An 18,427-nucleotide genomic window follows, 5' to 3' on the forward strand; every position below is an offset into this window, starting at 1 on the left:
TTCACAGAATCAAAACGATTTTCTCATATTTGTTTTATAGTGAAACCATATGCTAATCAGAATGATTTAGAGGATAAAAACTTAATGAAAAAGGTGGTTTTTAGTGGCGTTGCCGCTGCGGTGCTGATGGCACTTTCAACAGGTGCAATGGCGAACTTTGTTGAAGGCAAAGATTATACGGTCGTGCAAAACCCAGGAAAGGTTGATGTCGCTGGTAAATTGGAAGTACGTGAGTTCTTTTGGTATGGCTGTGGTCATTGCTTTACTTTAGAACCTCATATGCAATCTTGGTTACGTAAAATTCCAAAAGATGTGAATTTTGTCCGTACACCTGCTGCAATGAACAAAGTATGGGAACAGAATGCACGTGGCTACTACGTTTCTGAAGCTCTTGGTGTTCGTAAACGTACCCATTTGCCTCTATTCCACGCGATCCATGACAAAGGTCAGCAGATTTTTGACCAAAAATCACAAGCACAATTCTTTACGAAGTATGGTATCCCAGAAGCGAAATTCAATAGTTTATATAATTCTTTCGCAATTACTGCCAAAGTCTCTCAAGCGAATAAATTAGCGCAACAATATCAATTGACGGGTGTGCCAGCTGTTGTAGTAAATGGGAAATATGTCGTACAAGGTGATAATGGCCGTGTGTTACAAGTGGTCGATTATCTATTGGATAAAGAGCGCAAAGCTAAATAATAGAAAACCCGCATTGAGCGGGTTTTTTTTATGCCTCAGTATTATTCCAATTCAAAATCCCTTTAAAGATTAATCGTATTTGGGTAATGGACTGTTTTTTGAGTACTAATTTTTGTAATTCAAGCTCCATACCTGAATATTGACGGCCCAAGCTAATCCAAGACATTGCCCATGTAAAACATAAATTAATTAAAATATTCGACAACATTTTTAGATCATCAGCTTGATGAAAATTTTGTACGATTTCGAATTTTTGTAGGTCATTGGCCAAATCAGAATTTAGAAACTCAATTTCACGAGCAATCGCACGTCTTACCACTTCAGACCCCCCCCAGCGCTCTGCGATCATAAAAATCCAAGGTTGGGTATTTAAATCGATGGCTTCAAAAAAAAGTTCCATGCTGGTTTCGGCTTTCGCATCAGGGTGGGCCAAACCTTGACCGAGCTGATGAAGTACGGTTTTCAAATATAACGCGACTTGATCCACCAACTCTTGGCCTAATTCATCCATATCTTGAAAATGTCGATAAAAGGCTGTTGGCACCAAACCAACCTCACGTGCAACTTCACGCAGACTAATACTGCTAAATGAACGGCCAGATGTGCTTAAGCGCAAAGCGGCATCCAGTAAAGCCTGACGACTTTGTTGTTTACGTTCATCGCGTATAGACATCTTAAAACCTGAGAAGTGAAGTCGAGATGAGTCTATCAAAAAAATATAAAAATTAAACGACGAATGTCAGTGAACATGTGTTGACTCAATTTCAAAATCAATATAGTGTACACATGTTCACTATTAGAACACTTGTTCACTCAATTAAATTGAAATACAAAAGAGGAACGTTTGAGATGAGTAGTTATCTGTCATATCGTCCTGAATGGATTCGAGAAGATTTCGTCGATTTTATCGCTGAAAAAATACATCCAACTTTGGCTTGGAAAAAAGTCAAAGCATCGCTCGTGAGTCGTCAGGCACTTAGTCACGATTTCTATGAGATTCATTTATGTCCAAATCACAATTTCGATTTTCAACAGATTGAGGCAGGGCAAAGTGTTTTAGTGACAGTCGTAATTGCAGGCGTGCGTCTACAACGTAGTTATTCGATTGTGGAAATTTCTGCGACAGGTAATCTGGTGATTGCTGTCCGAGCTCAAGGAGTAGTGTCGAATTGTTTAAGCCAATTGGCGATAGGTTCTGTTGTGGAAATTTCTCAAGCGCAAGGTAAATTTACGCTTGAGCCGACTCAACAGCCAATTGTGTTATTGGCGTCGGGGAGTGGCATTACCGCCATTTATGCATTGCTTACGAAGGCTTTAAACACATTATCTGTACCTATCTATTTGATTTATTTCTGTCGAGATGACGCGTTCCACGTGAAACTACAACAGCTCGCTTCAAAACATGATCATTTTAATTATCACTATTTTAATACACGCCAACATAAACAATATCTGACATTGGCGTTGTTAGAGCAGTTAATGCCAAGTTTTAGGCAAGCACAGATTTATGCATGCGGTGCAACTTCGATGATGCAAGCTGTAAATCAAATTTGTCATGAAGAGGGGATCAGCAATCAGCTCAAACAAGAGTTTTTTCAAATCCGTGTAGATGAAGAAATTGAAAAACAATCTGTCACGTTTATCCGCAGTCAGAAATCGTTTGAAGCTCAAAAAAGTTTGTTGGTGAGTGCTGAAGAGGCTGGATTAAGACCCGCTCATGGATGCCGAATGGGTATTTGTAATGCATGTGTCTGTAACAAAGTGAGTGGCGCTACTAAAAATATGCTCACAGGTGAAATTGAACATGAGCCAAATCGACAAATTAAATTATGTATTAGTCAGGCAGTAAGCCCTGTTGTGATTAATTTGTAATTTAACGGTATCGTATAAGACTGGAAAAAATAATGAATATGTCACTTAATACAACATGGCAATCAAAATCTAAACATCTGACCGCTGAGCAAACTGAAGCATTTGGACAACGCGTTGAGCAGATCCGACTCAGTATTATGAATAATTTGGGTGAACAAGATGCCAAATATATTTATAAGATTCGTAACTTTGTTCGCTATAGCGAGATTGGCTCACGTGCATTGCTGATGTTTGGTGGTTGGATTCCACCTGTTTGGTTGGTGGGTACAGGATTACTAGGTGTGTCCAAAATTGTTGAAAATATGGAACTTGGACATAATGTGATGCATGGTCAATTTGACTGGTTGAATGATCCTAGTTTAAACGGTGCGACATATGACTGGGATACCATCTCAACAGGCGATGACTGGAAATATACCCATAACTATGTACACCATACTTATACCAATATTGTGGGGATGGATCATGATGTAGGTTATGGCTTACTTCGTGTTTCAGCATCTCAACCGTGGGAACCAAGATTTTTGTTGAATATTCCCTTAGCGATTCAATTGATGGTGTTTTTTGAATGGTATGTCGGTGTTCAAAACCTACACTTGGAAGACGCGCTTGTTTATAAAACCAAATCTTGGAATCAAGTGTGGAAAGATGCTGAAAAATTAAGAAAAAAAGTACGACGTCAGGTGGTGAAAGATTATATCTTTTTCCCGATTATCGCTGGTCCAAATGCGCTTCCTGTCTTCGTAGGCAATGCAGTTGCAAATGTGATTAGAAGTTTATGGTCATCTGCAGTGATTTTTAATGGTCATTTTACTGAAGATGCAGAAACATTTGAGATGGATAATACCGAAAATGAAACGCGAGCAGAATGGTATTTACGTCAAATTCGAGGTTCAAGTAACTTTACGGGAACATCATGGCTGCATATTTTGAGTGGTAATTTGAGTCATCAAATCGAGCATCATTTATTCCCTGATATGCCTGCAAATCGCTATGCAGAAGCTGCGCCAAAAATTAAAGCATTATGTGAGGAATATGGCATTCACTATAATGAAGCTAACTTTATGAAACAATTCTGGAGCGTTTGGGTTCGTTTAGCTAAATGTTCTTTACCAAATGATAAGACAGCTAAAATTTCTCAATCTATAAGAAAATTAAGAGGAATATTTGCTTGAGTACCACTATTTAGTTTAATTCATGAAAGGCATGGAGCATTGATCTGCAAGAATAAAAGCACCTTTAGGAATCTGATTCAGGTTGCGTTTGAAAAGCTCGAAATCATGTACAGCACCACAACTCGTGCATAAACTCAGAACTTGCTGTGTTCTATAATGGATAAGGGCTTGTACTTTGAAAGTATGAGCTTTCTTCTTACCACTATAGCTTTTCTTCTGTTTTTTTAGGTCTTTGTATTGGAATTTCTGTAGCATCTACGATCACCACATTCCAGTCGATACCTTCGCCTTCAGGCAAACTATTGGGTAAATTAAATAGATTGGACTTGATCAGGCAATCCTCTACGTGGCGGACGATTCTTGAAGCAGTAGGCTCTGATACACCATAACTCGTTGCGACATGAAACAATGTTCGATATTCACGCCAATAGCTTAAGCACAGAAGGATTTGATCTTCTACACTTAACTTAGATAGTCTACCTTTAGCAGGTACAAGCATTTTTAGCTGTTCAGCCATCAAATCAAAGGTTGACCATGAGATGCCTGTATATCGCTTAAAATGTGTTTCAGAAAGCTTCTTTGAGTCGATGTATTTCATTCGCAAATTATGCATGAATATTTAAAATTATTCGGTACAAATAGTCAGCAAGGGATAGATCTTTTTTTGATTTATGAAAGAGATCTAGTATCTTATTTCTGAGTACTATTATTTCGAAAATTAAAAGTATAGATGTGAAAAAATGAATATTGGAATTTTATTATTTGATGAGGTTGAGGTCTTAGATTTTGCAGGGCCCTATGAAGTCTTTGCTATTACTACAGATAATCATAATAAAAAGCTTTTTAATGTGTTTACTGTGGCACAAAAACATGAAATTAAAGCAAGAAATGGTCTTGCAGTAAGAAGTGATTACCTCTTAGACAACTGTCCATCTATAGACATTCTCGTGATCCCTGGAGGATATGGTGCTGAAACAGTCGAGCTATATAATACTCATCTATTGAATTGGATAAAATTAAAACACGAAACGTCAAATATCACATTCTCTATTTGCACAGGAGCATTCATCTTAGCGGAGGCAGGGCTACTAGATGGGCTAAATGCTACTACTCATTGGATGGATATTTCACGTTTAGAGGCAGAATACCCTAAAATTACAGTTATGAAAGATGTTAGGTTTGTAGATGAAAATAAGATAATAACTTCTGCTGGGATATCATCAGGGATCAATGCTTCTCTATATATCGTATCTAAAGTAACGAATAGAGATGTTGCATTGAATACAGCAAGAAGAATGGAATTTGAAACTGACTTATAGATTTTCTAAAATTAAAATAAGACACCTTATGCGAAGTTGGATTAAATCGCTTTTTCTTTTGCTCTCAATGAGCTTTTAGGTATGACTTAATTCTTTCAAAATTTAAGTTTGTCAGATTTAAAACACGGACTTATAACAAAGTTAGATGCCATCAATCTGCTATAATGTGCCCAATCTTTTTTTAAGTAAAAATTAGGACGTATTATGCGTATTGACCAGCGTGCATTAGACCAGTTACGTGACGTTAAAATTACTCGAAACTATACACGTTATGCAGAAGGTTCAGTTTTAGTTGAATTTGGTCATACCAAAGTTCTTTGTACTGCCAGTGTTGATAATTCAGTACCGCGCTTCTTGAAAGGAAAAGGCCAAGGTTGGGTGACTGCTGAATATGGCATGTTGCCACGTTCAACCCATACACGCAGTGACCGTGAGGCAGCTCGTGGTAAACAAAGTGGACGTACTCAAGAAATTCAACGCTTAATCGGCCGTAGTCTACGTGCCATGGTGGATTTGAAAAAATTGGGTGAGAACACGATTACAATCGACTGTGATGTTATTCAAGCCGATGGTGGTACACGTACAGCGTCTATTACAGGTGCTGCGGTAGCCTTGATTGATGCTATGAATTCATTACTTGAGAAAAAGAAAATCAAACAAGATCCACTCAAAGGTTTGGTGGCTGCAATTTCTGTTGGTATTTATCAAGACGAAGTACTACTCGACTTATGTTATGAAGAAGATTCAAACTGCCAAACAGACTTGAATGTGGTGATGACTCAGGCGGGTGAGTTTATTGAAATTCAAGGTACTGCGGAAGATAAACCGTTCACGCGTACGCAATGTAACGCAATGCTTGAAATGGCTGAGAAAGGCATTCAAGAGTTAATTCAAAAGCAACAACAAGCACTAGGCTGGTAATTCGCATTTGATTGCATGCGTTGATTGTAAAAAAGCACCTTGATAGAGGTGCTTTTTTTTATTTCATAGATTTGCAATTGAAGCTTCATTGCAGCGTCACGAAAAAAGCGTATCACTGAGTTCGCATAAAACGAGAAGGATAACTACATGCGAGCTTATTTTTTTATACTCATCCTTACACCGAGTATTTTGTTAACAGCTTGTGGGGGAGATGATGATAACCAAACATCCAAACCGCAACCTTCAGATCCAAGCTGTGAAATCCACTGTGCTCCATAACCATAACAAGAATAAAAACAGGATAATTGTATGAACCGTCGTGACTTTATTTTAAATTCGACCAAGACATTATTGGGTGCATCTGCATTAGCAAGTTTTCCGCTGAGTATTCAAAAAGCTTTAGCAATTGATGCAAAAGTGGAAACTGGCACTATTCAAGATGTGAAACATGTGGTGATTTTGACTCAAGAAAATCGTTCTTTTGATAACTATTTTGGAACATTCAAAGGAGTACGTGGTTTTGGTGATCGATTCACCATTCCATTGAGTGGTAAAAGAGCGGTGTGGGAACAGTATGATGGCAACAAAAATAAAATTTTGCCTTATCACCTAGACAGTTCATTGGGCAATGCTCAACGTGTTTCGGGCACACCTCATTCATGGAAGGATGGTCAAGCCGCTTGGGATTGTGGGCGTATGGGCAATTGGGTAGAACATAAACAACCCCAATCCATGGGCTATTTTAAGAAACAAGAGCTCGAGTTCCAGTTTGCACTAGCGGAAGCATTTACTTTATGTGATGCCTACCATTGCGCTATGCACGCGGGAACTAATCCCAATCGTAAATTTATTTGGACAGGGACCAACGGGCCAACTGCTGCAGGTGTCGCGAGTGTAGTCAACGAGTTTGATAGTATTGGCTCATCAATGATCGGTTACGACTGGACCACGTATCCTGAACGATTACAGCAAGCTGGGATCAGTTGGAAGGTTTATCAAAATATGCCCGATAATTTTACGGATAATCCTTTGGCAGGATTTAAGCAATATCGTAAAGCCAATGAATTATCTGGTAAGCCGGTTAGCCATGCCAATATTTTGTCACCTGAATATGATGAGCGTATTGATCAACGACAACCTCTCTATAAGGGAATTGCCAATACGATGCCTAAGGACGGCGGTTTATTAGGACAATTTAAACAAGATATCTTAGACGGTAAATTGCCACAGGTGAGCTGGGTGGTCGCACCGGCAGCGTATAGTGAACATCCGGGACCATCAAGTCCTGTTCAAGGCGCGTGGTACATGCAAGAACTGTTAAACACTTTAACGGCAGATCCAGAGTTATGGAGTCAGACGGTTTTACTGGTCAATTTTGATGAAAATGATGGTTTCTTTGATCATGTACCATCGCCGTCTGCACCATCAAGAGAAATCAATCAAGCAGGTGATATTGTAAAAGTTCATGGTAAAACCACGTTATCAGAACAAGAGATATCATATGAATATTTCAATCACCCACCTGTATCAGGTTCGATAGCACAGCCTGAATTAAAATTTAAAAATGGTAAGAATGAAAACTTCTGGCATGGTGTGTATGGTCCAGGAGTACGTGTTCCAATGTATATCATTTCACCATGGAGTCGTGGGGGATGGGTCAATTCTCAGGTATTTGATCATACTTCAATTATTCAATTTCTTGAGCAACGTTTTGGCGTGCAAGAGCCTAATATTAGCCCTTATCGTAGAGCAGTCTGTGGTGACCTTACGTCGGCGTTTGACTTTAAGACACCTAACTTTAATATTCTGCCAACACTCAATGGGCAAAGAACAAAACAAGAAGCTGACAATACGCGTCGTTCGCAAGAGCAACTCAGCAAGGTTCCAGTCCCAGCAAATCAACAATTTCCTGTGCAAGAATCGGGAATACGTCATTCTCGAGCATTACCTTATTTATTACATACCAGCGCGCGCGTACAGGTTGCAAGTCGAAACATACAATTGATTTTCGCAAATGGTGGAGAACAAGGTGCGGTTTTCCATGTCTATGACAAACTAGATTTAAATGCCATTCCTCGACGTTTTATGGTGGAGGCAGGCAAACAGCTTGAGGATGTTTGGGAGCTAGTAGATGATCAATATGATCTTTGGGTACTTGGACCAAATGGTTATCATCGAGCATTTAAAGGAAATCTTCACCATCAAATTGAAAGAGATCATTTGCCAGAAATTCGAATTTGCTATGAAGCCTGTCAACCTAAAATAATTTTAAAAATACGGCATGATGGTGCTGAAGCTGTGGAGATGATGGTCAAAGACAATGCGTACTACAATCAAAAAGTATGGGCTGTCAAAACACAAGCGAATGAGGCTGAACTTCATCTCGATTTAACGGAGTCTTGGGGATGGTATGATTTTAATGTGGTAATCGCCCAACAGCAGGGAGAGCAGGCTTATGAACGTCGATTTGCTGGACGTATTGAAACAGGGCAGCACACATGTACTGATCCTATGATGGGATTATTGCAACCTAAACCTTAAACATGAAGTAAAAAAAGCCGTGAATGTTCACGGCTTTTTTTAGAATTGAAAAATTCAGGTATTAAGACAGTTGAAATGAATTAGAGATCCAACCCTTCGGAAGTTGAGGCATTATAAGCTCCTCAGGGCGATTTGGATCTTCATCCAGTTGCTTACCACCATAAATGACATCATTGTTCTGTCCATTTTGATTTTGATAGGTTAACCACGGATAGGTTTTACCAAACCCAACAGGATCTTGGGTGTAATCACAAACACCATCTGGAAAAACTTTTTGTAATCGAGTCCATTGCTCATCTGTAAAGTTAATATTGGGGTAAAGACGACGTGTGAGTGGTTGTAGTTTACATTTATTGGCGTAGGTACTAATTTGATCACCTGCTACCATTCGCGGTGTTTTATAGACCGGTACACGAAGGTTATTGCAGAACCCAGATCTTCGAATCATTCCTAATGTGATACATGAGTCGTTAAGATTTACTTTATTGCGAGTGAGTTTCTGTGGCAGAGGTAAATTGCTTGTATCATTTTTTACGCGATCCAACCATTGGTTCATATCATCGAAACTGATTTCTAAACATTTAAGATCGCCAATCATAATGGTATCACCTCCATACAGAAGCTGATTGTTATGATGTCCATGTGCTTTGTCTAAACGTGCTCTAATCGCGAATGCTCGGTAAGCATCATGGAAGATCGCTGGATCTGGACCACGACAATCAATAATCGCCACTTGATCTAAATTATTGGCAACATTGATTAAACCAGTTCGATAAGCATTTTTTAAACCTTGCTCCGTGGCATATAACCGTTCGGGAATTGGATTAATATCAATATCAACTCCACCGAGGCGTTCATTTAATAAAACAAATTTTTCAGCATTGATCACACCATCAAATAAGGTTTGAAGCCCGTATTGCACACCAACATTATCAATTGGTAGGTTAGCAAACCCAATATTTCGCTGGTTTTCGACAGGACTCCAAATTTGTCTACGCTGTTGTGTATTTGGATCAACTTCAGTTGGATTTCTGAGACCCAATAAATTTACAGCAGCCTCTTGAATTGAACAGCGTGTCCCATTCGGATTTGAGGTGGCATTGTACAGTTGTGTTTCTGATATTCCGCTACAAATTGTATTTGGTCGAGCAACATCGAATTGCGCAAGTTCACTGACATAACCATTAATCTCAGAAATATGACCTTGAATATGGTTAATTTGATGAGGGAGGAAAGAGCGGCCTTCTGCTGTTTTAAAATAATTGATCATAATATGATAATCAGCAAACTGAGACGCTGTACTCCATGCATCAGGGAAGGAGCACGTTACTAACAAACCTTGGTATACACCTGGATAAGCATTAGCTACCCATTGAGATGCGAGCGCGCCACCTGAACAGCCTTGTCCAATCGTGTAGTCTAAAGTGCCGTATTGTTCGATAAAACGTTCTTTGGCCATAATGATTGATTCAGCTTGAACAGCCAAATTACAGTTATGTCCACTGTTGGATAGCGCCGTAGACATGACGCCATAACCTTTGCCCAAAGCCTTGATGGTAATATCTGGCAAAATAGAAGTTGATGTCGCAACCACGGTAGGTGCAGTTGCAGACTGATAATCATTTCCGCAACTTTGCCCATGGGTTACTAACAGCTTATTATTAAATTGGGGTTGTGGATTCAACGCAGTCCAAGGCTGATTAGGATTAAATAATACAGCAAACCGATATTCATCACGATTTTGATAGCCGACTTCTTCTCGAATGATAAATGGTACTTCTACGCCTGTATCGGTCTTAATTTTGGAAATTAGACCCGCCGAAGGTGGTTTCTCAGGATTATAGGTTTGTAAAGTTCCGACCAAATTCCGATAGTAGTAATTATATTGAACAGGTTTACGGCAAAATAAATCAGTCGAGCCGTTGGTACAGGTCCATGGATTAATTTGAGGTCCAGATAAAAGAGGACCTGTGGTACTGAAATTTTTTAAATATAAATTTTGAATTTCATTTGGTGTTTCAATTTTAAGTAGATTTTCCCCTAACCGTAATCCATCTAATAGCACTCTATTGTGAGCATTAGAAAAGCGAGATTTGATGTCCTGTCCATTTAAATGAATGCTTATATTTGCGTCATTAAAATTAATCGATGGGTCTAATTCGATCAATACATCATTATCTGTCACAAGATCGGGGCGAGTTGATAAAACAGTCACGAATTCTTTTTCAATTTTATTCGTTGGATTGTCAGGATCAGTTGGATTGGTCGGAGTTGGCTGTGATCCATTACCACCGCCTGAATTCCCCCCAGATTCGCTGGAGCTTTTACAACCGACGAGTAAGCTGCTACTAATCGCGACGCTTAAAAGCGTATAGATCATTTGCGTTTTCATGTGATTTCCCTAATGTACAACATGGTGGATGCAATCGATCCGATGACTGCATTTCTTTTTATTTATTCACTGACATTCAGCATGGTCTATGCGTTGACACCCTCCTATTATTTAGACAATGCGAACTCATGGTTTAATTGTATTTATTGGCTTCACTATGAATGAAAATTAGGCAGCATTCCATGACAGAAAATTGAATAATTGTAAAATTAAGGCAAATAAATAATTGAAATTTAATGATTTACTTTGCATTCTATAGGCATATTATGATTTTGATTAAAAAATAATCTTAAAGCGTGGAAGGTATCAACTAGGACCTTATAAATTCAAATTTTTTTGTATTCTTGCGATAAAGTTAATGTAGCATCACAGTTTTAAGCAAATAAAAAAAGGAGCAAAGCCCCTTTTTTATTGAGAGATAGGATTGAATCAATTAAGCGTTAAAGCGCATAGATAAATCGATGGCTTTGACATCTTTAGTCAGTACACCCATTGAAATAAAGTCGACGCCTGAAGTAGCAACTTCACGTAAGTTCTCGATGGTAATATTACCTGAAGCTTCTAATTTACAACGACCAGCCACATGCTTGACTGCATCAATCATTTGTTGTTGGCTGAAATTATCTAACATAACGATATCGGCACCAGCATCTAAAGCTTGGTTTAACTCATCCCAAGTTTCAACTTCGACTTCCACAGGTTTACCTGGTGCAATGGCATGCGCTTTGTCGATTGCTTGCTGAATGCCACCTGCAGCCATAATATGGTTTTCTTTAATTAAAAAAGCATCGAATAAACCTAAACGATGGTTTTGACCACCACCTACACCCACCGCATATTTTTGCGCAATACGTAAGCCAGGTAATGTTTTACGTGTATCCAGTAGTTTGGTATTTAAACCTTCCAAATGTTTCACATATTCAGCCGTTTTTGTAGCAACAGCAGAAAGGGTTTGTATAAAATTAAGTGCTGGGCGTTCAACGGTTAACAGACTGCGTGCTGAGCCGGCAAGTTTTAAAAATGCCTCATTGGCTTGAACTTGATCGCCATCTTGCTTTAACCAAATCACATTAACGCTTGGATCATAGGCTTTAATTAGAGCATTGACCCACGGTTGCCCTGCAAGAATCATCGTTTCGCGACTGATAATGGTTGCTGTTGCTTGTTCATCTTCAGGTGTCAGCAATGCGGTGATATCACGCTCACCAATATCCTCTTGCAATGCTTGTTGGATATTGATTTGAATTGATTGTTCAAGCAAAGATTGCGGTATGCTCATAAAATCCCTATTGTAGGCACCAGAAAAATGAGCAATATATTACCATTGCACCTCAAGTAATGGTGCTGTTTTTTTCGTCCAAGTCTTTTTCAAAGATGAGCGTGGATGAATTGTCATAAGTTGCAAACACGGATTGAGATCACACATGTCGAATGTACCCAAGCTTCAAGTGGTAGATGGTGTATTACAAGGTGCAAGATTTATTGCTTCTCCAAATTTTAATCAAAGACCAGACCATACTGACATTCAACTGGTGGTCATCCACAATATTAGCTTACCGCCCTCACAGTTTGGAGGAGGCTATATTGAGCAGTTTTTCCAAAATAAATTAGATTGGAATGCACACCCTTATTTTAAAACCATTGAAGGGATGCAGGTCTCAGCACATTTGTTGATTTTAAGGTCAGGCGAAATTTTACAGTTTGTTAATTTTAAAGACCGTGCTTGGCATGCAGGACGCTCTACGTACATGGCAAATCCAGAATGCAATGATTATTCGATTGGCATTGAACTCGAGGGCAGTGATGATCAAGATTTTACGGAACAACAATACCAAGCTTTAGTTGAGGTAGTGGCAACACTTCAACACGCTTATCCTAAAATTAAAAGTCATATCGCAGGGCATTCAGATATTGCACCTGGACGAAAGACCGATCCAGGACCGCATTTTCAATGGTCTTATTTTAGAGATCAATTAAAACAACGAAAAATATGATGCTTTGTCGAATGAAATAACAATTTAAAAGCGAAGTTTTATTACAATATCGTCAATCTTTTTAAGTGGTGAATATGATGGCGCTTTGGCGATCCACCTTTATTGTGAGTGCAATGACCATGTTGTCTCGTGTCATGGGGCTTATTCGAGACATGGTGCTGTTAAATGTGTTCGGGGCAGGTAAAGACTTCGATACTTTTGTCGTAGCGTTTCGTATTCCCAACTTTTTTAGGCGTCTTTTTGCCGAAGGTGCATTTTCCCAAGCATTTATTCCTGTTCTCACAGAATATAAAACCACCAAACTCCATGCTGAAGTTCAGATCCTAATTAGTCGGGTATTTGGATGTTTGCTTACCGTGATGACTGTATTAACTTTGCTGTGTATGATTGTTGCACCTGCGATATTGTATGTTTATGCGCCAGGATTTCATGCCGATGCAGCCAAATTTGATTTATCAGTCGACTTATTCCGTCTCACCATTCCCTACCTGATGTTTATGTCGCTGACAGCATTTGCCAGCAGTATCTTAAACAGCTATGGCTCATTCACCACACCCGCATTTGCGCCAGTGTTGTTGAATATTGCTATGATTGCAGGGGCTTTGTGGTTATCTCCACATATGGAAACACCCATTATGGCATTGGGTTGGGCAGTGGTGTTTGCTGGCATTTTGCAATTAGCCCTACAAATTCCGGAACTGTGGCGCAAAAAACTCCTGATCCCACCTAAAGTTGATTTTAAGCACGAAGGTGTCGAGCGTATTTTAAAACTAATGTTGCCTGCACTGTTTGGGGTTTCAGTCACACAAATTAATTTACTACTCAATACCATTTGGGCGTCTTTTATGCAAAATGGTTCTGTGTCATGGCTTTATACTGCAGAACGGATGACCGAATTGCCTTTGGGCTTAATTGGTGTAGCCATTGGAACGGTGATTCTGCCTGCACTCTCTGCGCGTAAAGCTGAACAGGATCAAACTAAATTTAAGGCCATGTTAGATTGGGCTGCACGTGTCATCGTATTTGCTGGTATCCCAGCCAGTATCGCTTTATTTATGTTGTCTACACCGATTATTCAAGCGCTGTTCCAACACGGTGCTTTTGATGCACGAGCGACAGAAATGACCGCTTTGGCATTACAATGTATGAGTGGTGGTGTCTTGGCATTCATGTTGATTAAAGTCTTTGCTCCTGGATTTTATGCGATTCAAGATACCAAAACCCCAGTACGTGTTGGCCTAATGGCAGTTGCAGCCAATGCCATCCTCAATGTGGTTTTTATTGGTATCTTCAAATGGATGGGCTGGGAAGAACTCCATATGGCATTGGCGTTGTCATCTACAGGTTCTGCTTTAGTCAATGCAGGGATGCTATATTTCTATTTACACAAGCGTGAAATATTCCGATTTGGTCCGCACTGGAAAAAGTTATTTTTCCAATTTATGGTGGGCAACGCCGTGATGATCGCAGCTTTATGGTATGGTCTAAGCTGGTATAACCCAGATGTAGCACCGTGGATGCGTGTATTTGAAGTGCTTGGTCTCTGTGTATTGGGTGTGGTTGCTTATGTATTGGGTTTATTTGCGACTGGCTTTAGACCAAGACAATTAAAACATGGCTAGTGCTTCAACCAGGCCCTAAATAAAACAAAAAAACATCGCGGAAGCGATGTTTTTTTATAAGTCATGTGAACATTAAGGCAAAACTTTTAAAAGTTCGACATCAAAGATTAAGGTGCTGTTCGGCTCAATCGCATCGCCTGAACCGATCTCACCATAGGCCAAATCAGCAGGAATAAAGAAGCGGTATTTAGCACCTTCCTTCATGAGTTGTAAGCCTTCAGTCCAACCCGGAATGACTTGACTCACTTGGAATTCAACCGCTTGATTACGCGCGATCGAACTATCGAATACCGTGCCATCAATCAAACGCCCTTCATAATGAACTTTCACTTTTGATGTCGCTTTAGGCGTTTTGCCTTGACCTTGCTGAATCACTTGATATTGCAGCCCTGTTGGTCGTGTGACAATACCTGCTTTTTTGGCATTCTCTTGTAAAAATTGTTGCCCAGATTTTAAATTTTCTGCAGCTAATTTTTGAAATTCAATCAGCTGTTTCGATTCGCTTTGCTTTTTGTATTTGGTTAAAGCCTGCGCCATTTCTTGATCGGTTAAACTCGATTTTTGACCGGTTGAGCCTTGTTTCAATCCTTCAATAAAAGCATCCAAATTAATATCTTTTAATGTATCCGCATTAGTACGTCCCATTACGTAGCCATAGCTATATCCGAGCTGATCTTTTTCATTACTTTTATTGCTAATGTTTGCAGCAAATGAGGCAGAGCTGAGGATCAGCAGACTGCTTAATATAGAGATTTTTTTCATCATTCAAATCCAAAAAAGGAGAGCTGAAGGCTCTCCTTTTGATTAACTTATTTGACTTCGATTAATTCAACATCAAAAATGAGTGTGCTGTTTGGTGGAATCGTACCAGGAACACCCTGTTCACCATAAGCCAGATTCGATGGAATATATAAGGTTGCTTTACCGCCTTCTTTCATCAATTGTAGGCCTTCGGTCCAACCAGGGATGACCTGATTCAACGGAAATTCAATCGGTTCACCACGTTCAACCGAGCTATCAAAGACTTTGCCATCAAGTAATTTACCAGTGTAATGCACTTTAACCACGGAGTTTGCAGCAGGTTGTTTGCCTGTACCTTCTTTGCTGACGAGGTACTGCAAGCCAGAAGCGGTTGTTTTAACATTCGGTTTTTTTGCATTCTCAGCAAGGAAGCTATTGCTTTGTGCATTGGCAGCTTTAGAGTCTTCGACTTTCTTTTCTTCTAATTCTTTTTGTAAAGCCACATAAGCTGTTTGCAGTTCTTCATCTGTATAGGCACGTTCTTTTTTAGCATGCGCTTCACGAACACCGACAATAAATGGATCAATGGCAACTTCAGGAGGGGTTTGGCTGGCAACTTCATAACCCAGTGCATAACTGATTTTATCAATCGGTTTTGCATCAGCAGTCATGCTAGAAACTGTCGCAGATGTTGGATGTTGACTTGCATAATAAACAGGGACGAGCGCAGCACCGCCTAAAATGACAGCAACAGCGATGGGTAAAGCTTTACTCATGAGATTTCCAATTTTTTTCAATTATACGTGCGACATTCTAAAATCGCGGAACCAAAACAGCATAGCGTCAATTCACTTTCAGCGATATAGAATTTCAATGAAATCAACAAAATTTCACAAATATACAGTGCGTGATAGGCATAAAAAAAGCCTGAATAGATCAGGCTTTTAATCGACAATAATTAATCATTGTCCTTTGACGCTTTATACGCATACGCATAGTTATAACCATAGCCATAACCTGCTGCATTACGTTGAATGTCATTTAAAATAAAGCCATTTACTTTCACACCGGCTTGTTCGAAGCGATTGACTGTGATTTCGAGTTCTTTCATTTGTGTCTTCGCATAGCGAGCAATGACGATATTCACACCTGCATATTGCGAAATGATAATACCGTCAGTCACTGCAAGCACAGGTGGCGTGTCAATAATCACATGATCAAACTGTGTTGAAAGTTGTTCAAGCAATTGTTTGAATTTTTCAGAACTCAACATCTCAGATGGATTGCTCGGACTCTTACCACGAGTGATCACACTTAAACCAGCGACTTCAGTGTCTCGAATAATATTTTGTAGAGAATGCTGATCAGTCATGTAATCAGTCAAACCTGGCTGTGTGTCAATATTGAAATATTTGTGTAGATAACCACGACGTAAGTCAGCATCAATAATCAAAACACGTTTGTCGGCTTGCGCTAATATTGTTGCTAAATTGGTTGAAATAAATGATTTACCCACTTCAGGTGCAGGACCAGAAATCATAATCACATTATTTCGAGCTGAACTCAGCGCAAAATGAATCGCCGTGCGCATACTGCGTAAACTTTCAATCGCAATATCATCGCTATTCTTAATGGCAAGAATTGGGATTTTCTTATGCTTTTTCAGCATCTTAATGCGGCTTTCTTGCACTGGAGAACGCGGTACTGTTGCATACACTGGCAGATCCAATTCATTTTCAATTTGACTTGAGTCTTTAATGCCTGAACGCATCATATTACGTAACAGCGCCAAAAGTGTTCCGAGGAAACCGCCGAGAAATATCGATAACACTAAAACAATCAGTTTCTTAGGTTTAATTGGTTCAATTGGTTCTACTGCAGTATCAACAATTCGAACATTACCAATTTCACCCGCTTTTGCAATGCGAAGTTGTTGGTACGAATTAAGCAAAGCTGTATATAACTGTTGTTTGACTTCAACTTCACGGAATAACTGTAGATAGCGACGTTGCAAGTCAGGGAGTTGTTTTAATGTGCCATCCAATTCATTAATTTTTTTATTTATCGCGCCAAGTTGAGCGTTCATCTGTTGCATGATCGGATGTTCATTGGTGTATTTAGCACCCGCTTCAGCCACTTTTTGCTCAAGTTCCGCTTTTTGTGTTTCTAAGGCAACACTTTGCGTTAAATACAATTCAGATTCTTTGGTGACATCAACCGTATTAAAGCCTTGACGGAATTTGTTAAATTCACGTTCGGCGACATCCAGTTGTTGTTTTAGTTCTGGGAGTTGTTCATCCAAGAATTTCAAGGTTTGAGCCGTTTCAGCAGAACGTCGCTCTACATTTTGCTGACTGTAGGCATTTAAAATCGTATTCAGGACTTTTGTAATATGCTCTTTATCTTGACCTTGATAGTTTAATCCTAAAACACCAGTCATTTTCCCTTTTTCAGCCACTGAATAGTTAGCCAAAAGTGATTTCATCGCAGCAGGCAAAGACTGTTTGGTGATGAGATAGCGGTCATTTAATTGATCTTGTGTGCGAATCTCAACTTTCCATAAGCCATCGCGGGTAGAGCTTTGATTGAGTTGGTTTACTGAACCTTTTAGCACCACTTCTTCGGTTTTTATATCCGTCAGGGTAAATTGTTTCTCAGTAAAATTAAGTGCCAATGCACGGTCACGAAATTTCTGAGGAACATGGAAATGGGGAATAGCAAAAGATTTTTCGTCATCGTTAAAAATTACGGATTGACGTGAATAACTGGTTGAATAGTCATGTGGTGAAAATAAACGATCAAAGAAAGAGTTTTGCGTACCAGATACTCTAAGATCTAAATTTAAATTTTCAATGACTGAGCCAAGGACTAATCGAGATTTCAGGATTTCAATTTCAGCTTGAGCGGGTTGTTTCTGCTCAATCATACTTGAGAGATCACCCAAAAGTGCTGCTGAAGTCCCTTTACTTTCTTCAACTTGAACTAAAGCATCAACAGCGTAGGTATCGGGTGTTGTACGCAAGTAGAGTAGAGCACAGACTAGACTCAAAATTACAAACAGGGCAATCAATTTCCATTGTGCGATTAATGAAAAAAATAATTCTTTTAAATCAATTGTATCTTCGGTATTCGCGGTTTGACTCATAAT

Annotated in this window: 16 protein-coding genes; 8 read left to right on the plus strand and 8 right to left on the minus strand. The window is 39.4% G+C overall.

The features are described from left to right. The first annotated feature begins 84 nt into the window (after window positions 1-84). Window positions 85-702: a thiol:disulfide interchange protein DsbA/DsbL gene (locus tag AC1M9N_RS10860; RefSeq protein WP_180000355.1), complete on the plus strand. Its 618-nt coding sequence runs from the start codon at window positions 85-87 to the stop codon at window positions 700-702. Window positions 703-730: 28 nt separating this feature from the next. Here the strand turns inward: AC1M9N_RS10860 and AC1M9N_RS10865 are convergent, their stop codons facing one another. Further along, window positions 731-1,375: a TetR family transcriptional regulator gene (locus AC1M9N_RS10865; RefSeq protein WP_481596476.1), complete on the minus strand. Its 645-nt coding sequence runs from the start codon at window positions 1,373-1,375 to the stop codon at window positions 731-733. A gap of 176 nt (window positions 1,376-1,551) precedes the next feature. Between AC1M9N_RS10865 and AC1M9N_RS10870 the strand changes: the two genes are divergently transcribed. Together AC1M9N_RS10870 and AC1M9N_RS10875 are read left to right on the plus strand one after the other, a co-directional pair. After that, on the plus strand, window positions 1,552-2,574 hold the full coding sequence (locus tag AC1M9N_RS10870; protein WP_481954740.1) for a flavin reductase family protein: 1,023 nt from the start codon (window positions 1,552-1,554) through the stop codon (window positions 2,572-2,574). Window positions 2,575-2,606: 32 nt separating this feature from the next. Beyond that, the gene (locus AC1M9N_RS10875; protein WP_481954741.1) at window positions 2,607-3,749 is read left to right on the plus strand and encodes a fatty acid desaturase family protein; all 1,143 of its coding nucleotides are present in this window, start codon (window positions 2,607-2,609) and stop codon (window positions 3,747-3,749) included. A 15-nt stretch (window positions 3,750-3,764) separates the two neighbouring features. Here the strand turns inward: AC1M9N_RS10875 and AC1M9N_RS10880 are convergent, their stop codons facing one another. Together AC1M9N_RS10880 and AC1M9N_RS10885 are read right to left on the minus strand one after the other, a co-directional pair. After that, complete coding sequence (locus AC1M9N_RS10880; protein ID WP_481613480.1) at window positions 3,765-4,004, minus strand: transposase; 240 nt, start codon at window positions 4,002-4,004, stop codon at window positions 3,765-3,767. Then, on the minus strand, window positions 3,952-4,347 hold the full coding sequence (locus AC1M9N_RS10885) for a transposase family protein (protein WP_481954742.1): 396 nt from the start codon (window positions 4,345-4,347) through the stop codon (window positions 3,952-3,954). Before AC1M9N_RS10885 ends, AC1M9N_RS10880 begins: the two co-directional genes overlap by 53 nt. Before the next feature lie 142 nt (window positions 4,348-4,489). Here AC1M9N_RS10885 and AC1M9N_RS10890 point away from each other — a divergent pair, with 142 nt between their 5' ends. From AC1M9N_RS10890 to AC1M9N_RS10900, 3 genes are all read left to right on the plus strand, one after another. Continuing rightward, window positions 4,490-5,068: a DJ-1/PfpI family protein gene (locus AC1M9N_RS10890; protein ID WP_481610187.1), complete on the plus strand. Its 579-nt coding sequence runs from the start codon at window positions 4,490-4,492 to the stop codon at window positions 5,066-5,068. A gap of 204 nt (window positions 5,069-5,272) precedes the next feature. After that, on the plus strand, window positions 5,273-5,989 hold the full coding sequence (rph, locus tag AC1M9N_RS10895) for a ribonuclease PH (protein ID WP_035270511.1): 717 nt from the start codon (window positions 5,273-5,275) through the stop codon (window positions 5,987-5,989). 309 nt (window positions 5,990-6,298) lie between these two features. Next, the gene (locus AC1M9N_RS10900) at window positions 6,299-8,530 is read left to right on the plus strand and encodes a phosphocholine-specific phospholipase C (protein WP_481954743.1); all 2,232 of its coding nucleotides are present in this window, start codon (window positions 6,299-6,301) and stop codon (window positions 8,528-8,530) included. Between the two features lie 61 nt (window positions 8,531-8,591). Here the strand turns inward: AC1M9N_RS10900 and AC1M9N_RS10905 are convergent, their stop codons facing one another. Together AC1M9N_RS10905 and nadC are read right to left on the minus strand one after the other, a co-directional pair. Next, window positions 8,592-10,922 carry a DUF6351 family protein gene (locus AC1M9N_RS10905; protein ID WP_481954744.1) on the minus strand — a complete coding sequence of 777 codons (2,331 nt, stop codon included), beginning with the start codon at window positions 10,920-10,922 and terminating at the stop codon, window positions 8,592-8,594. A gap of 433 nt (window positions 10,923-11,355) precedes the next feature. After that, window positions 11,356-12,201, minus strand: coding sequence for a carboxylating nicotinate-nucleotide diphosphorylase (gene nadC / locus AC1M9N_RS10910; protein ID WP_481954745.1), 846 nt, complete (start codon window positions 12,199-12,201; stop codon window positions 11,356-11,358). Window positions 12,202-12,346: 145 nt separating this feature from the next. Between nadC and ampD the strand changes: the two genes are divergently transcribed. Both ampD and murJ read left to right on the plus strand, forming a co-directional pair. Then, window positions 12,347-12,916, plus strand: coding sequence for a 1,6-anhydro-N-acetylmuramyl-L-alanine amidase AmpD (ampD, locus tag AC1M9N_RS10915; protein ID WP_092767969.1), 570 nt, complete (start codon window positions 12,347-12,349; stop codon window positions 12,914-12,916). 68 nt (window positions 12,917-12,984) lie between these two features. Continuing rightward, window positions 12,985-14,538 (plus strand): murein biosynthesis integral membrane protein MurJ, encoded by a 1,554-nt coding sequence (gene murJ, locus AC1M9N_RS10920; RefSeq protein WP_481954791.1) that lies wholly within the window; start codon window positions 12,985-12,987, stop codon window positions 14,536-14,538. 72 nt (window positions 14,539-14,610) lie between these two features. Here the strand turns inward: murJ and bamJ (AC1M9N_RS10925) are convergent, their stop codons facing one another. The 3 genes from bamJ (AC1M9N_RS10925) to AC1M9N_RS10935 form a co-directional block, all read right to left on the minus strand. After that, window positions 14,611-15,300, minus strand: coding sequence for a BamJ family beta-barrel-assembly machinery protein (gene bamJ, locus AC1M9N_RS10925; protein ID WP_481954746.1), 690 nt, complete (start codon window positions 15,298-15,300; stop codon window positions 14,611-14,613). Between the two features lie 47 nt (window positions 15,301-15,347). Beyond that, complete coding sequence (bamJ, locus tag AC1M9N_RS10930; RefSeq protein ID WP_481954747.1) at window positions 15,348-16,055, minus strand: BamJ family beta-barrel-assembly machinery protein; 708 nt, start codon at window positions 16,053-16,055, stop codon at window positions 15,348-15,350. 182 nt (window positions 16,056-16,237) lie between these two features. Then, a complete protein-coding gene (locus AC1M9N_RS10935) occupies window positions 16,238-18,424 on the minus strand; it encodes a polysaccharide biosynthesis tyrosine autokinase (protein ID WP_481954748.1) in 2,187 nt (728 codons plus the stop codon). Window positions 18,425-18,427: the final 3 nt, after the last annotated feature.

It is taken from the genome of Acinetobacter sp. ANC_7655, from assembly GCF_056784015.1.

Excerpts from the sequence above, each read along its gene's own strand:
- AC1M9N_RS10860 (WP_180000355.1), top strand. The coding sequence starts at position 85 with ATGAAAAAGGTGGTTTTTAGTGGCGTTGCCGCTGCGGTGCTGATGGCA.
- AC1M9N_RS10905 (WP_481954744.1), bottom strand. The coding sequence starts at position 10,922 with ATGAAAACGCAAATGATCTATACGCTTTTAAGCGTCGCGATTAGTAGC.
- nadC (WP_481954745.1), bottom strand. The coding sequence starts at position 12,201 with ATGAGCATACCGCAATCTTTGCTTGAACAATCAATTCAAATCAATATC.
- AC1M9N_RS10890 (WP_481610187.1), top strand. The coding sequence starts at position 4,490 with ATGAATATTGGAATTTTATTATTTGATGAGGTTGAGGTCTTAGATTTT.
- AC1M9N_RS10865 (WP_481596476.1), bottom strand. The coding sequence starts at position 1,375 with ATGTCTATACGCGATGAACGTAAACAACAAAGTCGTCAGGCTTTACTG.
- rph (WP_035270511.1), top strand. The coding sequence starts at position 5,273 with ATGCGTATTGACCAGCGTGCATTAGACCAGTTACGTGACGTTAAAATT.
- bamJ (WP_481954747.1), bottom strand. The coding sequence starts at position 16,055 with ATGAGTAAAGCTTTACCCATCGCTGTTGCTGTCATTTTAGGCGGTGCT.
- AC1M9N_RS10885 (WP_481954742.1), bottom strand. The coding sequence starts at position 4,347 with ATGAAATACATCGACTCAAAGAAGCTTTCTGAAACACATTTTAAGCGA.
- AC1M9N_RS10935 (WP_481954748.1), bottom strand. The coding sequence starts at position 18,424 with ATGAGTCAAACCGCGAATACCGAAGATACAATTGATTTAAAAGAATTA.
- AC1M9N_RS10880 (WP_481613480.1), bottom strand. The coding sequence starts at position 4,004 with ATGCTACAGAAATTCCAATACAAAGACCTAAAAAAACAGAAGAAAAGC.
- AC1M9N_RS10875 (WP_481954741.1), top strand. The coding sequence starts at position 2,607 with ATGAATATGTCACTTAATACAACATGGCAATCAAAATCTAAACATCTG.
- bamJ (WP_481954746.1), bottom strand. The coding sequence starts at position 15,300 with ATGAAAAAAATCTCTATATTAAGCAGTCTGCTGATCCTCAGCTCTGCC.
- AC1M9N_RS10870 (WP_481954740.1), top strand. The coding sequence starts at position 1,552 with ATGAGTAGTTATCTGTCATATCGTCCTGAATGGATTCGAGAAGATTTC.
- ampD (WP_092767969.1), top strand. The coding sequence starts at position 12,347 with ATGTCGAATGTACCCAAGCTTCAAGTGGTAGATGGTGTATTACAAGGT.
- AC1M9N_RS10900 (WP_481954743.1), top strand. The coding sequence starts at position 6,299 with ATGAACCGTCGTGACTTTATTTTAAATTCGACCAAGACATTATTGGGT.